We start from the raw sequence: 26,296 nt of genomic DNA on the forward strand, positions 1-26,296 counted from the left end.
CCCCGCCCGGAAATAAATTTTTTGGCTTTTAGCTTAAGTCTACTGAAAGACTGGAAATTTTTGGCGATATTTAGTCATCTTCAGATGACTTTAGCTATGAGACGGGAATTTTAATTTCCGGCGGACAAGGGGTTTGGCGTTAAGTTGACATTAATGAGCAATCCTGTGCCCCTACCGCGTGGTCTATTTACCTGAAAATAGCTGTAATCAGCCAAATTAAGAGCAGCCCTCAACATATTCGACTTCTGGCAATTTACCCGCTCTGAACTCAGTGACAAGCTTACCATCAGTCTCGAAGACTAGGCGATAGTTGCGATCGCTAGGGTCTTTCGGGATGAAAGTTAGGTAATGTCCGTTTTGGACGTATTTATGAGGTGTGACTTGAATTTGTCCTGGATAAAGAGACTTGATTTGCGCCTCGGTGTCGCCAATTTTTGCACCTTTGAAGGTAGTAATCTGATTATTTTGCCTCACATCTACTCTCGAAATTCGACCTTTTGTCACCATGAACGAAAGATTTTTGGGTTCCTTTTCTGGCTTAACATAATAGCAATTATTATTTGGGGAATCGCCTACTAGCTTAGTACCAGCAGCCTTTGCCGCTTGAGAGACAGTCATGCCAACTTTTACTGTGCCAATACCGTTAATAAACAGTTTTGACTGATTCGTTAGTTTCGCCTTGGCAACAACTGTGCTAATAGTCAAAGAAGAAACTGTTAGCATTACGGTGACAAAAGTCAAGAATTTAGTTTTGTTATTCATAATTGGTATTTTTTTCAGTTAAGTCAATAATTTCATCGAAACAGAAGTTGCGGACTAAATTTGCCAATTTTTCTGCCAAAGCAGAATGAGTTTGGGGAATTTGCTCAATTAGTTGCAAAATCCTTTCAGCATCGACTTCAACGGCTGCCTGATTCAGTTCTGTTAGCCATTGGGTAGGCATAATGGTAATTGCAGAGCGAAGATCCAAGATAGTAGATTGAGTTTTCTCTAAATTGTTGCCTATTGCATCTTCATTGCTTTCTTCTGAACATATATAACGTACTTGCAAATATTCAGCGATCTTTTCAAAAATCACTTGCTCTCGGAATGGCTTACGAACCAAATCGTCACAACCTGCGGCTAAGATACTTGCCTGTTGTTCTTCAAAAGCACTGGCAGTTAGGGCAATAATTACGGTGCGGAAATTTCTAGTTGTATTTTTTTCCTTGGCTCTAATCTCTTTAGTGGCATCGTAGCCGTTGATTACAGGCATCCGCATATCCATCCAAATTAGGTGAGGTTGCCAAGTTTGCCAAATTGCGATCGCTTCTTGTCCATTAGTCGCAGCTTGAATTTCAAAACCAATGCTACCAAGAAGTTGCACAATCAGATCGCGGTTTTCTTTACGGTCATCTACTACGAGAATACGGTAAGATGGTTGGTCTGCTGCTAGCTTGAGTACGCGTCCCTTATTCAATTTTGGTGCAGCTTTCAAAGCTGCGGCTAAATTCACTTGAATATCAAAGCTAAAAATAGACCCTTGTCCAACGCTACTCGTTAAGTAAATATCGCCTCCCAGCAACCGCACAAATTGACGGCTGATAGTCAGTCCGAGTCCAGTTCCCTCCTTAGTTTGAATACCGCTTGTTGTCTGGACAAAAGGCTGAAACAGGTTATTCATTTCTGCTGCTGCTATTCCCCGTCCAGTGTCTTCGACTTCAAAGTGTAGGCATTGAGCATTGGGCATTGGGCATTGGGCATGGAGAAGAGACAAGGGAGAGGGGGGAGACAAGGGAGAGAGTTGTTCAATAATTCCCCCTTGTCCCCCTTGTCCCCCTTGTCCCCCTTGTCCCCCTTGTCCCCCTTGTCCCCCTTGTCCCCCTTGTCCCCCTTGTCCCCCTTGTCCCCCTTGTCCCCCTTGTCCCCAGTCTTCACTCCCCATTCTTACCCGCAACGTTACTCCCCCAGTCTGAGTAAACTTGACGGCGTTACCCAAAAGGTTTATGAGAACTTGGCGGAGTTTACCTTCATCTGTTTGGATGTAACGCGGGAGATTGGGAGCCATTTCAAATTTGAGAAACAATTGCTTTGCCTGTGTCCGCACTTGGAACATCTCTTGTAATGTTTGCAACAGCAGATATAGGTCGAAGTCTTCGGGGTTGAAAATGATTTGTCCAGCTTCAATTTTGGACATTTCCAAGACATCGTTAATCAGGTTAAGCAAGTGTTCTCCACTGCGATTAATAGTAGCTAATGATTCGCGCTGGTTTGAGTTGAGGCTAATGTCTCGCTCCATTAATTGGGAAAAACCCAAAATTGCATTTAGAGGAGTGCGGAGTTCGTGACTCATATTAGCCAGGAAAGCACTCTTGGCTCGGTTGGCAGTTTCGGCGGCTTCTTTGGCAATTCTCAGCGCTTCTTCTGCCTGGTGTCTAGCTCGACCGATCGCAATTATTTCACCTACCAGTTTTAATAAATTAATATCTTCTTGGTTCCAGGTTTTTGAGTAGTGAATCATCGCTGTACCAACAAACCCAACCACTTTGCCAGCATGAACCATTGGCACAGCTAATATAGATTGAAACGACATACTTTCAAAAAGTTGTCGCTCAGGTAAATGTAGCGGTAAATCTTCCACACAAGAGATTTGCCGATGCCTACCACGGAGAATCGGCTCGTAGAAATAAGGGAAAACTTCCACAGGCGAACCTCTGGCAATATCAATTAATGGTGCAACATCTTCACCACACCATTCATGGATCAGGTTGAATTCACTTTTATCTTGGGAGCATTCAAAGATGCAACTATGTTCGGCATCAATAAATTCAGCGATCGCTCGCAGTGTAAAATTAATTGCTGTTGCTAAATCTTGGTCAATAAATTGCCGAGAAACGTTGCTGATTAAACTTTCGGCTTGAGTTCGACGTTGCAAAGCTGCTTCTGCTTGTTTGCGATCGCTGATATCACGAGCTACGCCGACAATCTGAAAATTACCTTGGGCATCTTGTGTGCGGACTGCATTACTAGTTAGCCAAACCCAGCTTCCATTCCGATGTTTAGCGCGGTATTCAGTCCCGGAAATTCCCTCGCCTGTTGCCAGAATACTCTGGGCAACTTGCAGCCATTTTGGCAGATCGTCGGGATGAGTAAAAGATGCCAAAGAATTACCCTCTATTTCGCTGGGGGCAAATCCGGTAGTCTTCAAGATATTGGGAGAAATATAGTTGAAAACCCCATTGGCATCAAGAACAAACAGCACATCGTTAACTTTTTCAACAATAGTGCGAAACTTTAACTCGCTTTGCTGTAAGGCTGCTTCTGCTTGTTTGCGTTCCAATTCAGCACCGGCACGGGCGGCAAATATTTTCACAATCAGTTCCCGTCCCGGATCGGGTTTCATGGGTTTAACATCGATCGTTGCTAGATGTCCGATGATTTCGCCGGATGAACTGGTGAGAGGAACGCCAAAAAAACTCTCGGCATTCATCCTTACTAAATCGGCATCTTCTGGGAAACTAGTTTGCACTGCTTGCGGGTAGTGACACATCTTCCCTCGCAAGGTGTGTTCGCAAGGAGTACCCTGTAAATCATATTCCAAGTTATCGTTAATAGCCCCATTACACCAAAATGCCAAAGTGCGGACTCTTGTTTTTGGCTCGTCATCAAACTCAGTTACTAAGGCATATTGAACCTGCAAGACTTCGGCAAGGTAACGAACGCAAGAATTGAAAAATTCATTGCCTGTTTTCGCGGCTGTACCCTCAACAATTAAGCGTAAAGCTTGTTCTTGCTGTTTGCGTTGGCTAATATCTGTAAAAACAGAATCCAAACAGGATTCTTCGGCGTTGAGACGAAGTGATAACAGTACCCAAACAACAGATCCGTCCAAGCGTCGCAGTGCTACTTCAAAATTGCGAACTTCGCCGGAGTGTTCTAACTCTGCTAACATTTGCACCCGATCTTCTGGATTGACATATAAATCCGTTGTGAAATACTTGCCAATTAAGTCAGCAGCAGAGGTAAAACCTAATATCTCAGCACTACGTTGATTCGCATCGATAATCAATCCATCTTTTTGGCAGGTGCGAAAAATCCCCACTTGAGAATTTTCAAAGATGTTGCGGTATTTCATTTCACTACGACGCAAGGCTTCTTCTGCTTGCTTGCGTTCTGTGATGTCGCGTCCCACGCCGGCGATCGCAACACCGCTAGGAGTGTTAATTGTGGAAGTGTTAAAGTTGAACCATCGCCAGCTACCATCTTGGTGTCGCAATCGCACTTCTATATTAGTCAGCTTTTCACCAGTTATCGCCCTTTGTAAGGCACTGGCACTAGTTGCTAAGTCTTCCGGTTTGGTAAACTCCACCACAGAATGACCTTCGATTTCCTCTAGGCTGTAGCCCATGATTGCAGTCACATTTGGCGAGTGATAAGTAAAAATTCCCTCTGGCGAAAGCACAAATATCAGATCGTTGGCATTTTCCACAATGCTACGGAATTTTAACTCGCTTTCCTGGAGAGCTGCTTCGGCGCGTTTGCGTTCTGTGGCATCTGTACCGACTGAAAGAATTTCGATTAAGTTTCCTTGGGCATCTAAAATGGGTTTATTCGCCCAGACAATCCAGACGCGATCGCCATTTTTACATAAGTTCTCGTTTTCGTTAAATAGATAATTTTCTGGGTGCTGACAAATATCAACCATTAATGTCTGCAAATCGCGCCCAGAAGTTTCCGTTTCGGGAACGATTGTACCGATAACATTGCTTCCGATAATTTCATCTATATCGAAACCAAAAAGCCTTTGACCGTAGTCATTTAAAAATATAATGTCACCATTGCCATCCCAACGCAGAATGATACAGTTGGCTGTTTGCACCAAATCGCGGTACTGAGCTTCGCTTTGGCGTAACGCCTCTTCGGTGCGTTTGCGATCTGTGATATCCCGGACTATTGCTAAAATATGTCGCTTGCCATTATAAATGCAAGTCGTTCCTTTGACTTCTACATCTATTAAACTGCCATCTTTGCAGATATCAACAGCTTGTCCATAAAATTGCTCGCCACATCGGGTTTTCTCGACAAACTCTAGAAAAACAGAATGCGAGTCTGGATGAATATAAGCAGATGGATGTAAAGTGAGAAATTCCTCATAAGAGTAACCGTGCATCTGACAAGCCGCCGGATTAACTTCGGCGACTTTTTCAGTCTCTATTTCAGTAATAAATAGTCCATCATTAATTGCTTCAAAAATACTGCGGTATTGTAATTCACTTTGTCGCAGTGCTGCTTCTGCCCTTTGGCGCTGGGTGATGTCGCGGAAACTCCACACTCTACCAATAATTTGTTCGCCGATGCGCTGAGGACAAGAGTAGCGCTCAAATACTCTGCCATCTTCTAGTTCTAGCCAGTCGTAACTAACTAATTCCGGCTGTGAATATAATTCTCGGACTCGTTGCAAAAATCCATCAGGATCTTTTAATTGGTTTGCCAGATACGCTAGTCGCAGAGTACGATCTGGTTCCGTCAAAAGTTCTGGTGGAATTGACCACATTTCTAAGAACTTTTGATTATAACTAGCAATTTTACTTGAGCTATCAACTACTAATATACCATCTTGAATCGATTCAAAGATAGCGCTTAATAAAGACAGAGAATTTTCTAAAGCTACTTGGGTTTGTTTGCGTTCGCTCAGATCCCGCCCTAAAACCACCAGAGCTTTGCGTCTACCATCTTGGTGAAATAGGGGAGCTTTAATCATGTCTAAACTGCTCACTGTCCCATCAGGACGAGGAACAACTTCTTCTACTCGATGCACACATCCCAATTGCCAAGCTCGTTCATCTGTTTTATTGCAGTTGAGCAAAGCATCGTGATAAAAATTGCTAAATTCTGCCAGTTCTGAGTCTGTTTTGCCTTGATAATCAACGCCTTGTAGCTCTAAAAATTCTAGGTTAGCCTGGTTTGACAGCAGCCATTTTCCTTCACCGTCTTTTAAACAGATAATATCGGGTGTTGCGTTAATTAATGTCTGCAATCGCTCCTCAATCTCTTGCAAGGATTCTTGAGTTCGTTGCGTCAGCGTGATATCCCGAATCACCAGTATGGCACAGCGATCGCCAGTCATTCCGGTAGAGCTACCAGAAATTTGTAGTGTTATTTGCTCGTCTTGCTGCAACTGATAATTTGTTGTTTCATACTCGCCATTGAGTATTTGCGCATCAGGATAGCATGATAAAGCAACTGGTTGTCCTAATTGTGTCAGGGGTAATAAGTCAGTTAACTTCGCACCGCAGACAGTAGCGTGAGATTGGTTTACTATAGACTCAAAGCGAGAATTGCACCATTGAATGAGTCCGTCTTCTCCTACCCAGACTACAGCATCAGCGATCGTACCCAGCGTTACTTCCATCTTCTTCGCAGTGGCTTGCAATTGCTCTACCTGCTCTAGCTGTAGTGTATTCATCAAGACTCCTGTTAAATAATTCGTAATACTCGCCTTCATGCGAGAAGCAAGCTACGTAATACTTCGGCTATGCGGTAGTTGAGCGTAGTTGAAACTCAGTACAAGTTCGTAATTCGTAATTTTTATTAATTAACTACTGTACAAATTAATAATCATGTGCTAAAGATGATACTAATAAATCTGTATAGTGATTGTATCGTTAGTCTCTGACTGAAATATTCGACTACAGCAAAACTACATATTTTCTTCATTTTACAAAATTGCGAACGCCAAATCAGCAATTGCGAACGCCAAATTAACAATTGCGATCGCCAAATCAGCAATTGCGATCGCCAAATCAACAATTGCGAACGCCAAATCAACAATTGCGAACACCAAATCAGCAATTGCGAACGCCAAATCAGCAATTGCGTTCGCAAAAGTAACAAATGCGATCGCCAAATCAGCAATTGCGATCGCCAAATCAGCAATTGCGTTCGCAAAAGTAACAAATGCGATCGCCAAATCAGCAATTGCGTTCGCAAAAGTAACAAATGCGAGCGCCAAAGTAACAAATGTGTAGGCATTTCAAAATATAGCGGTTTTCAGTTTCCTCGTTCCCAGTCTCAGACTGGGAATGCATTCATTGAGTCTCTGACTCAATACCATACTGGAGGCAGAGCCTCAAGGAGGGGCATTCCCATGCAGAGCATGGGAACGAGATGCTCCCTGCTCCCTGCTCCCTGGCGTCTTAATGATAAATCTTTAACCGAACACGATATTACGCCTAGCGGCTACTTGGTATAAAGATTGTATCGTTAGTCCATCATTCGGGTATTCGGCTACAGTGAAATTACATATTACCTGAAAGCGATCGCCATCGAAGGCTGTGAATATTTGCTGGCGCAGAGTAGTTAAAATCTCACTGAGGCGATGGTTTACTTCTGTTTTTGTTAACCCAGAAACTCCCACGACAAATTCACCATTACCCCAATAACCTAGTACTTCACCACTGCAAAATGCCGATTGGAATAAACGACTCCATCTTTGCAATACCTGATTTCCAGCCTGATGACCATACTTAATATTAATTTGACGCAAATCAGTCACGCTTAAAATCGCCAAACAAACAGATTGCTGATTTTTCTCGGCTTGAGCAATTAGGTGCTGCAAGTCGCGGTTAGACTGAAACTGATTTGCTAGTCCAGTTAAGGGATCTTTAGTAGAAAGCGATTGTAGTAAACGACTGCGTTCTAAGCGATGGGTAATGCGTGCCAACAGTTCTGCACCGACAACAGGTTTAATCACATAATCATCTCCCCCAACAGCAAACACTTGCTGCACAGTTTCCATTTCTCGGTGAGCAGTCAGAAACACAATCGGTAATTCCTGCCATTGAGGATCGGTGCGAACCGCTCGGCAAAGTTCGATACCATTTATATGAGGCATTTCCACATCCAAAATCAACAAATCCGGTTTAGTAGATTGCAATACTTCCCAGAAACGTAGCGGATTTTCTAATCCTGTCATCCGCATACCCCACGGCTCTAACATTGGGCGCAGTGCTGCTAAAATCAGCGGGTCGTCATCTACTGCCAGTATATTTACCCGCAAAGAACGAGTACGTTGTAATATTTGGGACGACACATCCCAAACTTGAGCAGCTGTTACAGGCTTGACCAAAAAACCCCGTGCCCCGTACTGAGCAAAAGTTACGCGTTCTACTAACTCATCAGTTGTAGCCAGCACCAGAACGGGTACGGGTGGGGTACGCGTTGCTAAGTCCCTTAGTAGTGCTAAACTTTCTTTACGCCAGCCGATATCATCTATATTTAGCACTACTAAATCTGGTGATGTGGTTTGTAGAAAGTTTTTTGCATCCTCTAAGTTGCTAATTTGCTGCCAGCATATTCCCATGCACTCAACCAGTTGTTGCAACTGAGAACCTAATTGCAGATTCGGGTCAATTAATATCAATCGGGTACTAATTTCAGGTGCGATCGCAGCTGAAGTTTGATCGTCTACATTTTGCCCCATCAGATTAATGATGTTACCCAAACCTTCAATCAGCCCCAGCAATTGCCGCTTTTCACTTACTGACAAATCACCATCTTTCCCTAAAATCTGTTCAATTTCCCGCGCTAGCAGAGTGCCATTGTCTTGTTCAAACATTCCCAAGACACCAGCTAATTTGTGCGCCTCTCGTTCTCCCGATTTACGTAACTCCCCAGTCAGCGTTTTACCAGATAATGCAGTCGCCAATTCTTGCAATACCGTCAACCGCTGCACCATCAATCCCTGATATTGCTTCCACAAGCCACCCATCGCTTGCTGAAACTGCTGTTCAACATCACGATTAGAAATTCGAGATTTTTCTTCCTCCCCCCGCTCCCCTGCCCCTCTGCTCCCCTGCCCCTCTGCCCCTCTGCCTCCCTGCCCCCCTGCCACTCTTCCAGGATTCAGCCGATATCCCAAACCATAAACATTTTCAATCCAATCTACTGCTCCGGCTGCTTTTAACTTTTGTCGTAAGTATTTGATGTGAGATTTTACAGTTTCCTCTTGGGGTGGATCGTCAAAAGTCCACAAATGCTCAATGATATCCCCCCGACTAAAAACACGCGACGGATTCCGTAAAAATAGCTCCAGCAAACTATATTCTTTGGCTGTTAATTCCAGGAGTTTGTTGTTATATGTGACTTCGCAACTACTGGGATCTAGTCGTAGCGCGCCTACTTCCAGTATAGGAGTACAGGGGCGATCGCCTCGACGGATCAGCGCTCGTATCCGTGCTTGCAGTTCTTCTAAATCTAAAGGTTTGATCAGATAATCGTCTGCACCTGCATCAAGCCCCTGAATTCGCTCTTTACTACCATCTCTCGCCGTCATCAAAAGAATCGGAGTGAAGCAACCACCAGAACGCAATCGCTGACACAATGTAATTCCGTCTAGTTTTGGTAATCCTACATCTATTAATAACAGGTCATAGTTCGTACTTTGCGTGTATTCCCAACCCATTTGTCCGTCTTGTACGACATCAACAACATAGTGTTGCTTAGTTAGAGACTTCAACAAGACACTTGCTAAAATTTCTTCATCTTCGATTAGCAAGATTCTCATACACCCGTCCAAAATATAATTTGCTACTTTACCCCAAAAAAATAGTACATTAGGTAGTTATTTTTCTACAAGAAAAAAATAAAATAATTTAGCAAGTCTTCTTATTTCGGTTACATTGAATTCACCTTATACTTAACCTGACTTTTCACGGGATCTGGAAAACCTCACTTCCATTCCTCTCTCCTTGTAGGAGAGAGGCTTTGAATTCTCCCCCAACGCTAGTAGGGAAGGGGGTTGAGGGGTTAGGTTTCGCGTTGGTTTTTCCACATCGCGTGAAAAGTCAGATACTTAACTCCTAACTCCTAACTCTTAACTTCTCACTCTAAAAAATGGTTCCTTCCAAACGAGTTTATTTATTATTAGTTTTGGGTATAGCAATCGCCCCGATTCTATCCTTATTTATCAGCATTAAAGCAACCATCGCGATCGCTGTGCTATTTAATGCCATCATTCTCGGACTGATGGTTGCAGATGGTTTGCGGGTGCGGCGTTCTCGCGTGCAAATTACCCGCGAATTACCGTCACGATTATCCATTGGGCGAGATAATCCCGTAGTGCTAAAGGTGACATCACAAAATACCGACGCCCAAATTGAAATCCGCGACTATTACCCAACAGGATTTGGCGTGTCTGCACCTGCACTGGGCGCTATTGTTCCCAGTAACAGCACTGAGGAATTAACGTATACTGTCCACCCAACACAACGGGGAGAGTTTCCTTGGGGAAATATTCAAGTCCGACAGTTGGGGTTTTGGGGACTAGCTTGGGATGATTGGCAAATTCCCCAAAGTCTGCCAGTGAAAGTTTATCCTGATTTAGTGGGATTGCGATCGCTCACCATTCGTCTGACACTGCAATCATCGGGATCGATGCGCCAATCTCGCAAAACTGGTATTGGTACAGAGTTTGCCGAACTGCGAAACTATCGCACAGGTGACGATTTGCGGTTTATTGATTGGAAAGCTACTGCCCGTCGGGTTGGGGCTTATGGTAATGCCATGCCACTGGTCAGGGTTCTAGAACCAGAACAGGAACAAACATTACTGATATTACTCGATCGCGGTCGGCTGATGACGGCAAAAGTGCAGAATTTGCAGCGATTTGATTGGGGATTGAATGCAACTTTATCCTTAGCTTTAGCAGGTTTACATCGAGGCGATCGCGTCGGTATTGGTGTATTTGACCGCCAAATGCATACGTGGATTCCCCCAGAACGCGGTCAACATCATTTGAATCAGTTAATCGATCGTTTAACTCCAATTCAACCGGTATTATTTGAATCTGATTATTTGGGGGCGGTAACAAATGTTGTGCAGCGACAAACTCGGAGGGCGCTGGTAGTAGTGATTACCGATTTAGTTGATGTTACTGCCTCTACAGAACTCCTAGCTGCACTCTCCAAGTTAGCACCCCGCTACCTGCCATTTTGCGTGACTTTGCGAGATCCACAAATCGATCGTCTAGCACACACCTTTACAGATGATGTTGCAGGTGCTTATACCCGTGCAGTAGCACTAGATTTATTAATGCAAAGACAAGTAGCTTATGCCCAATTGAAACAAAAAGGTGTATTGGTTCTAGATGCACCAGCAAATCAAATTGCCGATCGGTTAGTTGAGCGATATCTGCAACTCAAAGCGCGAAATCAACTTTAGTAATTGTCATAACTTGTGCATTTTTATGCAATTATTTAGCGGAGGTATAAACTTTGCTTAAAATTATCCAGATAGAGACTACACCTCTTGCAAAAGTAACTTTTGCAAGAGAGGGAAAAGGGTTTCTATGAGCCGCTTTCCCCTTTACCCCTTACCCTTTTCCCCACAAATGCCAAGATGACTCTTGTGAGACGCGATTAATCGCGTCTCTACCTTTGGCATTTGACTTTTGTTTCCTGCCTTCAACTCTTAATCTATGTAGTTTCGGTTCTGCCTTGTGCTTCCTGTTTCTTGCCTTCTTCATCTGTACCTGAGCTGTACCTAATCTTCAGCACTAAAATCACCGATGCAATAAGTAAGGTAACAATGTTAGCAGCAATCAAAGGAATATCATGAACAGAAAAACCATAAATCAACCATAAAATAATACCTACACAAAGAATAATTAACATACTCCAAGAAAGGTCATTGGCTGATTTGGACTGCCAAGTTTTAATAAGTTGAGGGAGATATGCGAGTGTAGTCAGTACTCCTGCTACTAGCCCTAAAATAGTTGTAAAATCAATTTCCATTCTGTTCCCTACCTCCAGTTTTTCAGTGAAGTGATACTATGCAGCCAAAGAAATATTGAACTGGAGATTACCACACTCTCATTGTTTGCCGATTCTCTCTAAAGGCGTTTTTGCATTCCTTCTGATAGCCTATTGACATAAAGTAAAAATAGAATTGTTCATTTTGGAGCCTGAGCAAACAATTCTGCGATCGCATTAGCAAATCCCTCAAATGAACTTATAATCTTTTGATAAAATTGAGACATTTACACCCAACTTTTAAGCCGCCTACATTGGTTACTCAAGGATACGTTTAGACAGTGCCCCGTTGGCAAAATAAGCACATGCACTTCATCGTGTATTTGGCTTTCAGAATATTGAGCCGTATTTGGAAAAAACCGAGATTCCCCTAGAACATCGAGCCGACTGGATTTTTATGGAATTAGTTTTAGAGGATGTTTAAAAAGTCATAATTGATGTATTAAATATTTTTTCCCCCACCCTAACCCTCACGCCACTTGACGGCAGTTGCTCCACTTGGGGAAACCCCAAAACCGCAGTAACTCCCCAATATATTGGCGAGGGAACCAGATTTCTTTTTCCCCCCAATATATCGGGGGGATTAAGGGGGGTAATTCAACTTGTGTATACACGATAGATTTATAAGGGGATAATAATTCGATTAAAATCACAACATACCACTTTTAAAACAACCTCTTAAAATGATTGATATTCGTTGTGAAACTCTGTCAGATTACACAGCAATAGCTGAGGTAAATACATTAGCCTTTGGGCAGGAAAACGAAGCTAAACTTGTAGAGAAAATTCGCAATTCTGACCGTTATATTTCAGAACTTTCTCTAGTTGCAGAGGTTGAAAATATTGTAGTCGGTCATATTTTATTCAGCTACATCGATCTAGTGGGTGAAGAAACACTCCAGGTACTTGGTTTAGCGCCTTTAGCAGTTCGTCCACAGTTTCAAAGACAAGGAATTGGCAGCGCACTCATAAAAGCAGGGTTAGAAATAGCAGAGGCAAACAAAGAAGCCATAGTAATTGTACTAGGTCATCCCCACTTCTATACTCGCTTTGGTTTTCAGCCTTCTGTTGTTTATGAAATCGAGTCTCCCTTTCCAGTACCAGAGGAATTTTTCATGGTGAAAGCACTGCAAAACTATCAAAAGCAGTATCAAGGCAAGGTTGTTTATCCAGGTGCTTTTGATGAAGTATAGTACAATACAGTTTAGTTAAATATTTCTTTCTTCTCTTCTCTATGAAAGGCTGCGCCAACGAGATGCTGTGCGTAGCTTGTTTCACCGTAGGAGTACGCTATTCGTTATTACTCCTGACTTTTCACAGGATATAAGAAGCGAGAGTAGTTCGCGGGTACATTATTCGTAAACCCACTACTAATCTTTGTTGTATTTAGAAGTTTCTTCGATTAAATCTTTCAAACCCTGGTCTAAAGTTTTAATTGAACGATTTTTGACAATTTTAATCGCTTTGTTAGTTGGTGTGGCAGGATTCTACATTTGGCGTGAAATCCAATGGCCTTGGATGTTTGTGGGAACAGTGGTAATGTTGTTTGGCAATGCTTTACCGACAAAGTTTTTTGGTTCTCTAGTTGGTTCGGCAGTTGATTTTGTATTTATCTTAGCTCTGGTGACAACACATATCGTATTGTCTTAGTTAGGGATAATGTAAGAATTCAGGAGTCAGGAGTCAGAATTCAGAATGAAATTAGCATAGCTTTTATGAAACGGATTTTTGCTCAGTTTACCAAAGAACTAGTACAGTTTCAGCGCGATCGCCTGACATTAGCGTTAGCATTTATACTGCCATTTATAACGTTACTCATTTTTGGGTTTGCAATCCGGTTAGAAAGTAAAAATATTCCCTTAATCGTGCAAGATTTTAACCGCACAAACATTAGCAATAGCTATATTGAGCGACTATACGCCACCAATCAGTTTATGCCCACCCAATGGTCGGGAAACGATCCGGTGCGGGATGCTATCGACCGTGGCATTGCCAAGGCAGCAGTCATTATCCCTCCTCAATTCAGCCGAGATGTGCAAGCTGGTAAAAATACTACGCTGCAAGTACTGATTGATGGTACAGATGTCAATAATGCTCGTGTCATAAAAAATAGCATTCAGAGAGTGACGAATTTTTTTATGCAGGAGCAAGGACTGATAACATCTAATAACAGCGTCACACCTCGAATTCGTTTATGGTTTAACCCCGGTCGGTTAGAGTCTCTGTATATTGTACCGGGAGTCTACGCTGTGGTTTTATGGATCTTTCCCTCTTTACTGACAGCGATTTCAATGGTGAGAGAAAAGGAGAAAGGCACCATCTTACAACTTTACGCTTCTAGTATAAGTGCAACTGAACTGTTACTTGGTAAAGGACTAGCTTACCTAGTGATAGCTATCCTTCAAGCATTCACAGTCATGGGTCTAGGTTCGCTAATTTTCCAGGTTAGCTTAGTAGGCAATTCTATTACCTTGTTAATAGGAACTCTCCTTTTTCTTACAGACAGTGTTTTATTTGGTTTGCTATTTGGAGTACGAAGCAGTAACCAAAATGCTGCTGTACAAAGTGTCTCTGTGATCGGTTTTGTTACCTCTCTATTACTCTCTGGTTTTATTTATCCTATTAGCAACATTCCCTTTCCCCTGTCACTTATGCCTAACATAATTCCCGCCCGCTATTTTATAGATATCACTCGTGATTCATTTGTTAGGGGTATTGGATGGGCAGGAGTTTGGTTTGATTTAATCGTACTAATTGTTTTTGGATTGGTGTTTTTTAATATAACACGCCGTGCTTTAGGTAAGATGCAATTACCTTATTAAACTTATTATTCTCAAATGTTGCAGCTACTAACCAATATGTTTTTTTTTCGACTATTTAATAGCTCGTTTTGGGCATTACTTCGCAAAGAAATCAATCAAATCTTACGAGATAAGCAGTTAATTATTCTGTTGATTGTACCACCAACGATGCAATTATTACTTTATGGATTTGCACTAAATCCCGATGTACATAATTTAAAATTGGGTGTCATTGATTATGCGAATGTAAGTGCTAGTCGGGAACTTGTTCAGGCAATGACCTCTAATAGTATTTTTAACATCGAATCTGTACCAACATCTGAGAAAGATTTGAGCCGTCAAGTAGAAGAAGGTAAACTCAATCTAGGGGTGATTATTCCACCAGAATTTCCTAGAAAGCTGGCAACAAAAGAAGCTGAAATTCAAGTATTCATTGATGGAGTGGATGCAAACGCAGCAGGCATTGCCAATGGCTACATGACTCAGATTATTCAAAATTATAATCGTAACTTTGGGCAAACCCAACTGAATTTTCCGATATCATTCCAAGTGGTATTTTTATATAATCCAGGACTAATAAGTAGCTGGTATTTTGTGCCAGGAGTCATGGGTTTAGTGTTAACGCTTGTTGGAACACTAGTTTCATCAGTCGTTGTTGTACGAGAGAAAGATAGCGGAACTTTGGAGCAATTACTTATGACACCAGCCGCAAACTGGGAAATTTTGCTTTCCAAAATTTTGCCTTTAGCGTTTTTGCTCATGGGAGATATTCTGCTAGCTTTGACTTTAGGACAACTGGTCTTTGGTTTACCGTTGCGTGGAAATTTTCTACTATTTTTTGGGCTGTCAATTATCTATTTGCTGGTTGGGATCAGTATAGGTATTATGTTGGCGATGTTTTCCAGTTCGCAACAACAGGTGGTATTGATGTCATTTTTCGTCAATATGCCGATATTGCAGACTTCTGGTGTGCTTGCCCCTATTGAAGCCATGCCCCCCTTTTTTCAAGTCCTATCTCTACTAAATCCCTTACGTCATTACATTGCCATTGTTCGAGGAATTTTACTTAAAGGAGTTGGTTTAGATGTGTTATGGATGCACATTCTGGCATTGCTTAGTATTGCTGTTGTCTTATTAACTATTAGTATTAGTAAGTTTCGCAATCAATTAAGTTAGAGGATGTTTGATACTAAGTCTTTTCGGGGATATAACCAGGATTAAGTAGGGCGTGAAAACAAAACAATTATTTTCAAAGAATTAGCAGCGCACTAATAATTGTAGAGACGGCGATTTATCGCGTCTTTGTGATGGATTTATCGCGTTTTTGTATGTAATAAATTAGATTTTTCAAACAACCTCTGAGTTAAGAGCGTTTAAAATTACTGGTGCTGAAACTACACCCTTTGCCTCTAACGCAGCCGCAACCCGTAAAATTAACGCTTCATTATATGGTGCTGCAATCAATTGCACACCTAAAGGTAATGCATTTTGGCACTGAATTGGTACTGATAAAACGGGTAAACCAATAAAAGATAATGGTTGAGTAAATAGCCCTAAATGAGGACGGACAAGAATTTCTTCGCCATCCAAAATCATGGTTTGTTGACCAATTAATGGTGCAGAAATTGGTGTAGTTGGGGCAATAATGACATCGACATTTTGAAAAACTTCCCGAACGCGATCGCGATACCATCTTCTAAACCGTTGTGCTTGGAGATACCAGCTACTAGGAATTAACGCCCCAGCCAAAAAACGATCGCGTGTTGCTGGATCAAAATCTTCAGGATGCAATCGCAACTTATCCAAATGCAGATTTGCGCCCTCGCTAGCTGTAATTACAAAGGCTGCGGCACGGGCGCGATGTGCTTCTGGTATGATTACGTATTCAGTAACTTCTATTGCATCAGCTACTTTTTGTACTGCTGCTAAAGCTGCCGGTTCTGCACCTTTGGTGAAATAATCAGCTGCAATGGCAATTCTGATACCAGAAATATCTTGTTTGAGTTGTGGTAAACATAATTCAGGTAGACGCTTTGTACAAATGGGATCGCGATCGTCTTCTCCCTGAAGCACATCAAACACCGTAGCGATATCCTGCACCGAACGCGCAAAAGGGCCAACATGGTCAAAACTACTAGAAAATAAAGCTACTCCAGCACGAGATAATCTTCCATAAGTTGGCTTGAAACCAAAAACGCCACACAACGCCGCCGGAACGCGAATTGAACCATTAGTATCAGAACCCAGCGTCAGCGGTACTAACCCAGCCGCAACCGCCGCCGCCGAACCACCCGATGAACCACCAGCAACTCGCTGTAAATCATGGGGGTTGTGAGTAGCACCGTAATGGGAGTTTTCTGTTACAAACCCATAAGCGTACTCATCCATATTCAAAGCACCAAGCAAAATAGCACCCGCTTGCTTCAACTTCGCTATAGCTGTTGCATCAAGGCTTGCGGCTGGATTTTTTGCATTAATTTTCGATCCCGCCAGAGTTGTTAAACCAGCGATATCAAAGAGATTTTTCACCGCAAAAGGCACACCAGCCAGCATTCCCGGATTATTCCCTTGGGCAATTTCCCTGTCAATTAGTGCTGCATCTGTTAAAGCTGTCTCAGCAGTTATAGTGGTAAAACAGTTGAATAGATGATTTCGCGTTGCTATTCGTGCTAACGCAGCTTTCGTAACCTCCACAGCGCTAGTTTTACCTTCGCGTACAGCAGTTGATATGGTTATGGCATCGGCTGAATCAAAATTCATGCTGAAATATTAAGAGATAGCACGTTTAGCTTTTTGAGTAATAGCAGTCAGCAATAATTTTTGCTTCACTAAAACATCAACATAGCTATTCTCGAAGCAATTATGGTTCAAAAACTGGTGCAACTTCAATTTCCTCTGGTAAAGCGAAAGAATTTACCAGATTAGCGATCGCTCTAATTCTCTCAAAATTTGCCACCACACCATCACGATACTCATCTTCGATCTTTAAATCCAACAACAACCCCATCAGATCGACATACTCACCCACATCAAACTCTTCTCTTCTCATCTCTCTTCCTTTGCGGTAGCCTGCGGCAAGCCAAAGCGTCTACGTTATCTTAAACTTATAACTTCTTGCGACAACAGCGATACCCAGGTAGTGACATCCAATTCTGTAGGGAATGCAATGTATCTATATTAATTTGGTTTTCCATAGTAGATTCCTTTACCGTCGGTGCCAATGAAGACTAGTCCAAATTGCTGTTTGCTAGCTTCCATCACGTTCGGGACATTGCCGATGGGATATAGAGGATTAGAAATGTTTGTCCATGTTTGCCCTCTATCCAAAGAACGGAAAATTCCTCCTCCCATACCAATGATTTTGCCATATAAATATAGTGCTGGAATTGTACTTCCTGTTTGTGGTTTGCCAAAGGCAAATAAATAAGCTTTCTCCACACTAGCTATTTTGGCAAACTTCGTACCACCGTTGGTTGAACGATAAAGTCCATTTGAATTGAGACTTATCCAAACTTCGTTACTCACCCCTGGAACTGTTTTGAGCATTGACCAATCTTCGCTAGGAAGTGTTGAGTTGACAAGACTGAAGTATGCAGCTCCATCCTGACTGCGGTAGACTTTGCCATCGTTGTAGTAGTAAAAAATATTGCCATTTACTTTGTCTGATGCCAATGGTTGACCCCAATACCACGGTCCCTTGGGCCCGTTGGGTAAACCTGATACTCCACTCCAAGAAACTCCACCGTTAGTTGTACGTATAGGTTGTTTCTCGCTGGCGATCGCTACAAACAAACTTGGATTAGTTGCAGACATAGCTACCCGTAGTGGCATAATGTTCTGCGGAAATGAGGAAAAGTTCTTCCAGGTATGTCCGCCATCTGTGGAAGTTCCTCCTGTAAAGGTGTTGAACCCTCGATGTCCGCCAACACGTACCATACGTAAGGGATCTTTTTCACTGTAGGCAATGCTGTATGTTTCTTGATACCAAGGGCCGTTACTACCACCCAATTGAGTAGATGGGTAAGTATCTAATTTCTGGCCGTGGTTAAAGCCTTCTACATCAGCCAAACCGCTTAACAATAGTGAGCCTTTTGGAGGTGAGATAAGTTCAAAAGCAACTGTTTCCTCATGTCCTTTTTCATAGTTAGACCACATAGGCTTGTTAGCATTGATATTGTCTGTCTGCCAAGTTCCATACCAGTCTGTTAACCAAATTTTGCCAGCAATATTTGGGTCAAATTCAATCGCTGAGGCCGCAGAAGCAAAATACCAGTTTGGCCACCAAGGTACTTGAGGATTCAATGAATGGCTTTTCTGTTGCCATGTAGCGCCACCATCAGTAGATTGAAAGACTCTAGAGTAATTAGTACTTTCATGGTATTGGTCATAAGTAACTAAAACGCGATCGGAGTTATTAGGATCTACAGAAAGGCCATTAAATGAAATAGTTTTGATGTTAGTCGGTGTAATATTGCTCCAAGCCCCATTTGCATATTTGCTAACTCCTGAAGTGTGCGTTACATACAGCACTCCATTGCTATTAAGCACCATTCGATTTACTTTTGATGGGCTTCCGGCTATTCTGCTCCAGGTAACACCTGTATCGCTAGACTTATATATTCCGTCTCCATAGGCATTTGCATAAACCAAGCCAGCATTCTTTTTGCTAAACAAAATTCCTGTAATACCAATGGATGCATTAGGTTTTCCAGAGAAAGAACTTACTTTTTTCCATGTTTGACCAGCATTCACCGACTTCCATAGCCCATCCAAACGCGAACCAAAGAAGATGATATTAGAATTAAATGGATTAACTCCCAGTCTTTCCCCCGTCCATCGCTTAGTTTCGTTGCCACCCATTGGCAAATCTATGTTCAGTTTGTTCCAGGTTTGACCTTTATTGGTCGATTTGAAGATTGTTCCTAAGCCAGCCCCAGTATATTTGCCTGCTGCAATATAGACAACATTTGGATTGTTCGGGTCAAGCGCTAATCCTTCTCCGCCATAGTAGTTACTTTTATCAGAACCAAAGTGATCTATTAATGGAATCCATCTCTTCTCTAACGAATTCCAACGATAGAAGCCACCTATATCGGTTCTAATGTAGGCTAAATTCTTCTCTAAAGGATGCAGATAAATATTGGTAACATAGCCTCCTCCTCCTATAGAGACTTGATTCCATTGATACCCAGATGTAGTACTACTGCGACTAGGTTCAACGGTTGTAAGTGCTACAGTCGTAGCTAGAGCGAGCATAGAAAAGTGGATTATTTTCTTTAAAGGAATATGGAAAAAACGAATGCTCATATAGTCTCATTGGTAAAGGAATAAATTTAGAGATAATACTTAGTAAATAAAACTAAGCAGTATAAAATTAAGTGAAAATGCGGTATGCATTCTCCCTTAGTTAGAAAATGACGTAATGATTGCTAATAGCTGATTGTTGATATAAATGTTTTGGCAAAATAAAAATATTTTGTCAATATTTTTATAAAGTTTATGTATAATTTGTTATAACTACTGAGAATTTTATATGATTCAATACGAAGGTTTTTACTGCTACTTAATAGTATAAAAAAATACAAAAAACTGCTTTGTATTTACACTATAAGAATAAGTTTCCTGGGTTGTTATAGCACCGATATTGATTTGGAATGAAAATGAAACTAGTACAAAGCGGCGGAAATAGGGATACCGTTTGAAATAGGTAAAAAGCTTGCAGCATAAGAATTCTTTCTTTTTACTTTTGACTTTTTACTTTTGCTTTGTTGTACTAGACGACTTGCATAAAAATATTTAGATGTTTGCGTGAAAGCACAAAAAAGACCCTAAAAGATGGCTCCTACCAGTTATAGAATCTCACATTCCTCCAGCAATTTAATTAAGTATTTTTTGAAAGATGAAAAATACCTCTAAAGTTAGAGATATATTCTGTGCTGTGGTAGAGGATTTTTTGATTCTACTTCAGTATATTTTTATAGAAACAAATTTTCCTGCTATTTACTCAAATTAGTCTCTTTAGCTAGAGAAATAAACAGGTTTTAAAATGATATCTATAGCAGATAAATAGTCTAAAATAACAATAAAAAACATGGATAACAAAAACAAAACTGAGAGTAATAATAATTTAAATCGAGATAAAAAAGTGGATAAAACTAATATAACTTCATTATCTAATGAATCTCAAAAGTCAACTAAAACAATTAATGTAGATGGTCATCGTCCAGTCGATCCAAGTAACATTCAGATTGAGGAAACAATTGATATAGATGGTCAACGCCCAATTGCGAAAGATAAAAATCATAGCGATCGAACAATTAATATAGACGGTCAACGCCCGATCGCTAAGAGTAATTTTGAAGAACATGAGACGCTACCTGTAGACGGTGAGCGTCCAATTGACCCTAGTGATATAGAAGTTGAGGAAATTCTTGACATAGATGGTCAACGTCCGATCGCCAAGAGTAAATTTAAAGTTCAGGATTCCCTAGAGATAGATGGTAGCCGTCCAATAGTTTCAAATAACACTCCTGATTCGCAATTACCAACAGATTATGTAGACTAAAATCACAACCTTTCTTGACACTCTAAAGTGGTGAAGAGAAAACAAGGTGACTCCGTAATCTACGTTGTTATCGGGAATTACAAGAAATAAATTACCCATCTTGTGGGGTGGGCAACATGAGCGCCCTAAATCTGGGACGGGTGGGGACACCCATCCCACTAGAAAATTTGGCAAAAAGCAATGCTAGGGTAAAATCTGAGTCTTGAATCGCAGATTTTACAGCATCGCCATGATTATTTTTTATTTATGCTTGCTGTAGTGATTTTGGGTCTGACTATAACAATAAATCCAAGCAAAGTAAAAACTAACATCTGCCAAGTCACCAAATTCCAGCCCCCAAAATGCCAGCATAATAGACCAATGCTAGTACCTACAGCACCACCGATAAAATAGGTAGTCATGTACACTGTGTTGATGCGACTATTCGATTGAGCATCAAGAGTGTATATTCTTGCCACATTGGTGACTTGAATTGCCTGTACGCCTACATCTAGTAACAATACAGCAACTGCGATCGCCAGCGCTGAACTAGAAGCAATTTTAGCAATTACTAAACTTGCAATCACCAGAGATGCAGAAATAGTTAAGGAACGTTGGGAATTACCTCTATCGGCTAATTTACCAAAAATTGGTGCCATTAATGCACCAGCGATCGCCACAAAGCCATACATCCCAATTGTGTCAGATTGAAAATTAAAAGGCGCTCCGCTTAAATGGAAAGTCAACGTTGTCCAAAATGAGCAAAAAACACCAAACATTAATCCCCCAATTAAAGATGCTTCTCTCAATAAAGAAAAACGTTTTAATTGTTGCAGCGTTGATTTTAATAAATCAAAATAATCTCCAGTGTACTCATTATTTACATAAGGCAAGTAAATCTTTAGCAAGACAGTAACAATTAAAATCATTACTCCTGAAAATCCATATACATAACGCCAACTCAAACTTTCAGCAATATATCCACTAAAAACCCTTGCTCCTAAAACTCCAATCAATATACCAGTAAAAATACTGCCGACAGTTTGTCCTGTAGTTACTCTATCGATACTTGCTGCTAAGGGCAGAATAACCTGAGCGGAGACTGTTGTAATTCCAATTGCTATGCTCAATATCCAAACCTGGACGATATTTTGTGAAAACGTCATGGCTATCAACAAACAAAACAAACATATAAGCAAGGAAAGAATTAATGTTTTTTTGTTGATTTTATCGCCCAAGGGGATTAAAAAGAAAAGCCCAAAACCGTAACCAACTTGCGAAAGCACAGATATGCTACCCGCTTCACTTTCGCTAACTTGAAAGGAAGATGCAATATCTTTGAGAATTGGCTGATTATAATAAACGTTAGCAACACACACTCCAGATGCGATCGCCATAATCAGTACTTGAAATTTAGTTAATCCGTTACCTGAGATTTGTTGTTTCATTCAACCTAATTTACTATAATTTAGTTGCTTGAGGACTTTTGCCTTTAACTTAATCTGTGTTTATCAAAACAGAATTCTGACTCCTGACTCCTAACTCCTAACTCCTAACTCCTAACTTCTTCAATAGTTATTAGTTTTCCTGGTGCTAAACCGCCAAGTTAGGATGATTGCAGCGCTGGCTAAACCAATAGCCAATCCCCACCAAAGACCAATAGCTCCAGACCCCAACGAGATCCCAAAAGTATAACCAGTGCATAAACCAACACACCAATAAGCAAAAATGCCAATTAACATTGGGATTCGAGTGTCTTTGAGTCCGCGTAATGCTCCTGCGGCAGTAACTTGTACGCCGTCAACTATTTGAAAAATTGCCGCGACTGCTAGCAATTTCACTGCGAGGGCAACCACATCTGCATTGTTCTGATTGTTGATGTCAATATAAAGAGAAATAATCGACTTTGGTACTAGCCAAAATGCAATGGCTACTACACCCATAGCTAAAGCTGCAATGGCAATGCCTACATATCCAGCTAGACGAGTGCCAACTAGGTCATTCTGTCCGGCTAACAGTCCAACACGAATTGTTGTCGCTAGAGAAATGCCTAGTGCCATCTGGAATGACATCGAAATTGTTTGTAAAGCAATTTGATGGGCAGCCAGGGCATTTGTTCCCAATTGTCCAATCAATAAAGTGACAACGGTAAACAGTCCGGCTTCGACCGCAATCAGCCCCCCGATGGGCAATCCAACCTGAAAAATCTCGCCAACGATCCGGCGATGCTCTAGAGGAAAGGCTTCGTGAGACGAAGGTCGAAAAATACCGTAAACTGCAAAGCGAGGCTGATTACATATATAAACTGTCAAACCAACAAACATACTCCAAAGTGAAAACGTGCTTGCCCAACCGATACCAGCTAAACCCAGCGCCGGGAATCCCAGTTTGCCAAACATCAGTACATAGTTAGCTGTGATGTTGAACAGAGTACCCAAAACCACAGTCACTATCACTAATTGCGGTTGCAACAGAGCAGAAAGAAAACTTTTAAGTACTGCAAAGCCCAAACCAGGAATAAAACCCAGTGCGATCGCTCTTAAAAAAATCTCTGCTAGTGCTACTGTGTTAGCATCCTGTCCTAGTAAAAGTAGTAAAGCACCTCCATTGTAAAGCAGCAATGTAATTGGTATTCCTAGCACCAGAGATATCCCTAGTCCAAGCCGGACAATTGTGCCAACTTTTTCTCTATTTCCGGCTCCGTATGCTTGGGCAGCTAACGGACTGACAGCAGAAACGATACCAGCAACAATCAACAGACAAAAAGTAAAGATCGCAGTTCCCAAACCTCCAGATGCAATGGTTTGACTTCCCAACCAGCCCATCATTACCGTATCGACAAAACCAGTTGCAGATTGAGCCAGTTGTGCCACTGCCAAAGGTACGGCTAACATGAGACATTTTTTAACTTCAGAAAACATATACAGCTGATAAGCTAATGCGCCTATATATTGCCCTATTTTCCATATAGACTGTCATTAGTCATTAGTTATTAGTCATTTGTGTTTCTAAAAACAATATGCAATTTTCTTTGCGTAATACCATACTAGCTTTGAGTGTCACAAATAATTTCAATGTTTTGGCAATCATGTTGAAGCTAGGTTAAAGTGAGCAGTTGGAGTTAAAAATGGATTTATATGCGCTTCCCAATTGCAATTAGTGCTGTTTTAGTGGCATCTTTGGGTTTTAGTGCACCTGTAATATCTCAACCTCCTTCTATACAGGTAGCCAAAACCCCCGCGCCTAGTAGTTTAACCTTAGAACAATTTAAGATTAATTACCGATTATGGAAACGGCAAAAAATCTCTAATTACCGCTATGAATTCACTAGAAGTTGCAATTGTTTACCTAAAGCCACAGAACCAGTGATTATTAAAGTACGTAATCGAGTCACAAGTTCTATTACTTATAAAGCAACTCAAAAGCCGGCTGAGGCAGAATTATTTCAACAATATAATACAATTACTAAACTCTTTAATATCATCAGGGATGCGCTGATTCGTAAAGCCGCAAACTTGACTGTACAATACGATCCAGTACTTGGTTATCCAACTCAAATTAACATTGATTATAATAGCCAGATCGCTGATGATGAAATATTTTTGACAATTAGCAATCTGCAAAAAACTAATTAATTATGGCTAAGGAGAGCATTAGACTTCTTGCAAAAGTGGGGGAAAGGGGAAGGGGTCAAGGGGAAAGGGGATAGAATTAATTTCCATTTACCCTTTAACCTTTAACCTTTCTCCGACATCTTCCAAAATTTACTTTTGCAAGATGTCTATTGACGATCCGAACAGCGTATTTATGACATTAGCTCTATAAAAGTTTAGGATGGCGAATACATTGTTGGGTTGAAGCATTTAAAGTCTTTCAATAACACCATCGCCACTCATCATTTTTGTGACTTCATCCATAATTTCTTTACTGCTATAGTCTGGCTTAGATGGATCTATTGGTTTTAACGGATGAAAGATAGCTAGCTGAGATTTTGGAGTCAACATTTGTTGTAACTCGCTTTCATGTATACCAATTTTTTCTTCAAACATCAGTTCAGCACCATGTTCTAATTCATCATGAATCACATCGAGATGCCGTAAGCCTCTATAAGTAAAAGTTACGGTTTGATTTTTGGGATTGAGATATGTGCTTTCAGTCTCAGTATGTTTTCAGAAATCAAATACTAGTCCTATAAATGTACCTTTAATTACGTTTGCGTAACTCAAGTTTGTAAATTCTGAACTATATAATTACTAAACTTAAGTATTAAATAAAATTATTACCAATAGTTTAGGAAAAGCAAAGACGTGAACCGTTTCAAAAAGCTATCCTCAATTGTCTTCCTGTTATTAGCCTTCATTTATCCACCTACTTTGGTTGAAGCCAAAGAGAACACTCTCAACACAGTTCTAAATGAACAGAGTATTGACGCACAAAAAAAATTAATTGGAGAGCAAAATGAAGAGTTTTTGTTAGCTCACCGACGGACTCGACGACGTTATCATAGACGGCATCGGACTGGAAAATATTATTATCAACGCCAGTGGAATCGACGACATTATTATCGACGACACTATCGCTCTATACGTTATCACGGACCACGATATCGTCATGGGGAATGGGAACTTGTGCGCGATCGCTATGGACGATTAATGTATGATTGGCAGCGTTAATAGTAAATTTACACTCAATTTTTTTAGAAAATCTTTATGCGTAAATCCTAACGCAAACCCGAAAGACTTTACCCAGTTTTGAATCATCTCACGGATTGGCAAAATATCTGTGATATTAATAAACTCATGGTCAATTTTATATAAAATATTATAATAAACCTCGTCTACCTTGAAAACCGTAGTTTTGTAGGTTGGGTGCAGCGATAGCGTAACCCAACATAAAATTTGGTGGTAATGTTGGGTTGCGTTTCACTCCACCCAACCTACAAAAATATATTTTTTAAAAAACTCTAGGTTTCAACATAGATGAGGTTTAACTAGACTTCTTGGCATTTGTCGGGAAAAGGGAAGGGGAAAAGGTTCTGCAAAAGTCCCTTTACCCTTTTCCCCCAAGAGTGCAAAAAGCATATCTATCTTTAGGCAGAGAAAAATTTCATTCTGATTTCATTTTTTTACGAAAAGCTATGAATAGAGTGAACGGTAAGACAT

At 41.0% G+C, this 26,296-nt stretch carries 18 protein-coding genes and 1 pseudogene; 8 read left to right on the plus strand and 11 right to left on the minus strand.

Annotated features, from left to right (window positions below; translation table 11 throughout):
* Positions 1 to 216: 216 nt before the first annotated feature.
* From NSTCB13_RS25595 to NSTCB13_RS25610, 4 genes are all read right to left on the minus strand, one after another.
* Complete coding sequence (locus NSTCB13_RS25595) at positions 217 to 762, minus strand: hypothetical protein (protein ID WP_445627499.1); 546 nt, start codon at positions 760 to 762, stop codon at positions 217 to 219.
* Positions 755 to 6,445: a PAS domain S-box protein gene (locus NSTCB13_RS25600; RefSeq protein ID WP_448274254.1), complete on the minus strand. Its 5,691-nt coding sequence runs from the start codon at positions 6,443 to 6,445 to the stop codon at positions 755 to 757. The genes NSTCB13_RS25595 and NSTCB13_RS25600 overlap by 8 nt, the downstream gene beginning before the upstream one ends.
* 252 nt (positions 6,446 to 6,697) lie before the next feature.
* Entirely contained in the window at positions 6,698 to 6,991 is a 294-nt protein-coding gene (locus NSTCB13_RS25605; RefSeq protein ID WP_448274255.1) for a hypothetical protein, read from the minus strand.
* 198 nt (positions 6,992 to 7,189) lie between these two features.
* A complete protein-coding gene (locus NSTCB13_RS25610; protein WP_448274256.1) occupies positions 7,190 to 9,544 on the minus strand; it encodes a response regulator in 2,355 nt (784 codons plus the stop codon).
* Between the two features lie 329 nt (positions 9,545 to 9,873).
* On the opposite strand from NSTCB13_RS25610, the gene NSTCB13_RS25615 reads away from it, so the two are divergent.
* Positions 9,874 to 11,199 (plus strand): DUF58 domain-containing protein, encoded by a 1,326-nt coding sequence (locus tag NSTCB13_RS25615; RefSeq protein WP_448274257.1) that lies wholly within the window; start codon positions 9,874 to 9,876, stop codon positions 11,197 to 11,199.
* A gap of 254 nt (positions 11,200 to 11,453) precedes the next feature.
* Here NSTCB13_RS25615 and NSTCB13_RS25620 read toward each other — a convergent pair whose 3' ends face one another.
* A complete protein-coding gene (locus NSTCB13_RS25620; protein ID WP_445627494.1) occupies positions 11,454 to 11,771 on the minus strand; it encodes a SemiSWEET family sugar transporter in 318 nt (105 codons plus the stop codon).
* Between the two features lie 701 nt (positions 11,772 to 12,472).
* On the opposite strand from NSTCB13_RS25620, the gene NSTCB13_RS25625 reads away from it, so the two are divergent.
* The 4 genes from NSTCB13_RS25625 (at position 12,473) to NSTCB13_RS25640 (ending at position 15,766) form a co-directional block, all read left to right on the plus strand.
* Positions 12,473 to 12,982 carry a GNAT family N-acetyltransferase gene (locus NSTCB13_RS25625; RefSeq protein WP_448274258.1) on the plus strand — a complete coding sequence of 170 codons (510 nt, stop codon included), beginning with the start codon at positions 12,473 to 12,475 and terminating at the stop codon, positions 12,980 to 12,982.
* Positions 12,983 to 13,166: 184 nt separating this feature from the next.
* A complete protein-coding gene (locus NSTCB13_RS25630) occupies positions 13,167 to 13,439 on the plus strand; it encodes a hypothetical protein (RefSeq protein ID WP_448274259.1) in 273 nt (90 codons plus the stop codon).
* 65 nt (positions 13,440 to 13,504) lie between these two features.
* Positions 13,505 to 14,611 (plus strand): ABC transporter permease, encoded by a 1,107-nt coding sequence (locus tag NSTCB13_RS25635; RefSeq protein WP_448265720.1) that lies wholly within the window; start codon positions 13,505 to 13,507, stop codon positions 14,609 to 14,611.
* A gap of 36 nt (positions 14,612 to 14,647) precedes the next feature.
* Entirely contained in the window at positions 14,648 to 15,766 is a 1,119-nt protein-coding gene (locus NSTCB13_RS25640; protein ID WP_448274260.1) for an ABC transporter permease, read from the plus strand.
* 171 nt (positions 15,767 to 15,937) lie between these two features.
* On the opposite strand, the gene NSTCB13_RS25645 is transcribed toward NSTCB13_RS25640, so the two are convergent.
* The 3 genes from NSTCB13_RS25645 to NSTCB13_RS25655 form a co-directional block, all read right to left on the minus strand.
* Positions 15,938 to 17,350: an AtzE family amidohydrolase gene (locus tag NSTCB13_RS25645; protein WP_448274261.1), complete on the minus strand. Its 1,413-nt coding sequence runs from the start codon at positions 17,348 to 17,350 to the stop codon at positions 15,938 to 15,940.
* Between the two features lie 100 nt (positions 17,351 to 17,450).
* On the minus strand, positions 17,451 to 17,639 hold the full coding sequence (locus tag NSTCB13_RS25650; RefSeq protein ID WP_448274262.1) for a DUF4089 domain-containing protein: 189 nt from the start codon (positions 17,637 to 17,639) through the stop codon (positions 17,451 to 17,453).
* Between the two features lie 128 nt (positions 17,640 to 17,767).
* Entirely contained in the window at positions 17,768 to 19,846 is a 2,079-nt protein-coding gene (locus tag NSTCB13_RS25655; protein WP_448274263.1) for a hypothetical protein, read from the minus strand.
* Positions 19,847 to 20,681: 835 nt separating this feature from the next.
* Between NSTCB13_RS25655 and NSTCB13_RS25660 the strand changes: the two genes are divergently transcribed.
* Complete coding sequence (locus NSTCB13_RS25660) at positions 20,682 to 21,155, plus strand: hypothetical protein (RefSeq protein WP_448274264.1); 474 nt, start codon at positions 20,682 to 20,684, stop codon at positions 21,153 to 21,155.
* 233 nt (positions 21,156 to 21,388) lie between these two features.
* Here the strand turns inward: NSTCB13_RS25660 and NSTCB13_RS25665 are convergent, their stop codons facing one another.
* Positions 21,389 to 22,582, minus strand: coding sequence for an MFS transporter (locus tag NSTCB13_RS25665; protein ID WP_448274265.1), 1,194 nt, complete (start codon positions 22,580 to 22,582; stop codon positions 21,389 to 21,391).
* Between the two features lie 120 nt (positions 22,583 to 22,702).
* Complete coding sequence (locus NSTCB13_RS25670; protein ID WP_448265726.1) at positions 22,703 to 24,028, minus strand: MATE family efflux transporter; 1,326 nt, start codon at positions 24,026 to 24,028, stop codon at positions 22,703 to 22,705.
* Between the two features lie 243 nt (positions 24,029 to 24,271).
* Between NSTCB13_RS25670 and NSTCB13_RS25675 the strand changes: the two genes are divergently transcribed.
* A complete protein-coding gene (locus tag NSTCB13_RS25675; RefSeq protein ID WP_448274266.1) occupies positions 24,272 to 24,769 on the plus strand; it encodes a DUF6174 domain-containing protein in 498 nt (165 codons plus the stop codon).
* A 228-nt stretch (positions 24,770 to 24,997) separates the two neighbouring features.
* On the opposite strand, the pseudogene NSTCB13_RS25680 reads toward NSTCB13_RS25675, so the two are convergent.
* Positions 24,998 to 25,282, minus strand: a pseudogene (locus NSTCB13_RS25680) (hypothetical protein); the annotation flags it as partial.
* 159 nt (positions 25,283 to 25,441) lie between these two features.
* On the opposite strand from NSTCB13_RS25680, the gene NSTCB13_RS25685 reads away from it, so the two are divergent.
* On the plus strand, positions 25,442 to 25,807 hold the full coding sequence (locus tag NSTCB13_RS25685) for a hypothetical protein (protein ID WP_448274267.1): 366 nt from the start codon (positions 25,442 to 25,444) through the stop codon (positions 25,805 to 25,807).
* Positions 25,808 to 26,296: the final 489 nt, after the last annotated feature.

The organism is Nostoc sp. DSM 114160, assembly GCF_053470305.1.

What these genes read in the sequence shown, in the direction of transcription:
- NSTCB13_RS25595 (WP_445627499.1), bottom strand. Translation starts at nt 762, where the DNA reads ATGAATAACAAAACTAAATTCTTGACTTTTGTCACCGTAATGCTAACA.
- NSTCB13_RS25600 (WP_448274254.1), bottom strand. Translation starts at nt 6,445, where the DNA reads ATGAATACACTACAGCTAGAGCAGGTAGAGCAATTGCAAGCCACTGCG.
- NSTCB13_RS25610 (WP_448274256.1), bottom strand. Translation starts at nt 9,544, where the DNA reads ATGAGAATCTTGCTAATCGAAGATGAAGAAATTTTAGCAAGTGTCTTG.
- NSTCB13_RS25615 (WP_448274257.1), top strand. Translation starts at nt 9,874, where the DNA reads ATGGTTCCTTCCAAACGAGTTTATTTATTATTAGTTTTGGGTATAGCA.
- NSTCB13_RS25620 (WP_445627494.1), bottom strand. Translation starts at nt 11,771, where the DNA reads ATGGAAATTGATTTTACAACTATTTTAGGGCTAGTAGCAGGAGTACTG.
- NSTCB13_RS25625 (WP_448274258.1), top strand. Translation starts at nt 12,473, where the DNA reads ATGATTGATATTCGTTGTGAAACTCTGTCAGATTACACAGCAATAGCT.
- NSTCB13_RS25635 (WP_448265720.1), top strand. Translation starts at nt 13,505, where the DNA reads ATGAAACGGATTTTTGCTCAGTTTACCAAAGAACTAGTACAGTTTCAG.
- NSTCB13_RS25640 (WP_448274260.1), top strand. Translation starts at nt 14,648, where the DNA reads ATGTTTTTTTTTCGACTATTTAATAGCTCGTTTTGGGCATTACTTCGC.
- NSTCB13_RS25645 (WP_448274261.1), bottom strand. Translation starts at nt 17,350, where the DNA reads ATGAATTTTGATTCAGCCGATGCCATAACCATATCAACTGCTGTACGC.
- NSTCB13_RS25650 (WP_448274262.1), bottom strand. Translation starts at nt 17,639, where the DNA reads ATGAGAAGAGAAGAGTTTGATGTGGGTGAGTATGTCGATCTGATGGGG.
- NSTCB13_RS25655 (WP_448274263.1), bottom strand. Translation starts at nt 19,846, where the DNA reads ATGCTCGCTCTAGCTACGACTGTAGCACTTACAACCGTTGAACCTAGT.
- NSTCB13_RS25660 (WP_448274264.1), top strand. Translation starts at nt 20,682, where the DNA reads ATGGATAACAAAAACAAAACTGAGAGTAATAATAATTTAAATCGAGAT.
- NSTCB13_RS25665 (WP_448274265.1), bottom strand. Translation starts at nt 22,582, where the DNA reads ATGAAACAACAAATCTCAGGTAACGGATTAACTAAATTTCAAGTACTG.
- NSTCB13_RS25670 (WP_448265726.1), bottom strand. Translation starts at nt 24,028, where the DNA reads ATGTTAGCCGTACCTTTGGCAGTGGCACAACTGGCTCAATCTGCAACT.
- NSTCB13_RS25675 (WP_448274266.1), top strand. Translation starts at nt 24,272, where the DNA reads ATGCGCTTCCCAATTGCAATTAGTGCTGTTTTAGTGGCATCTTTGGGT.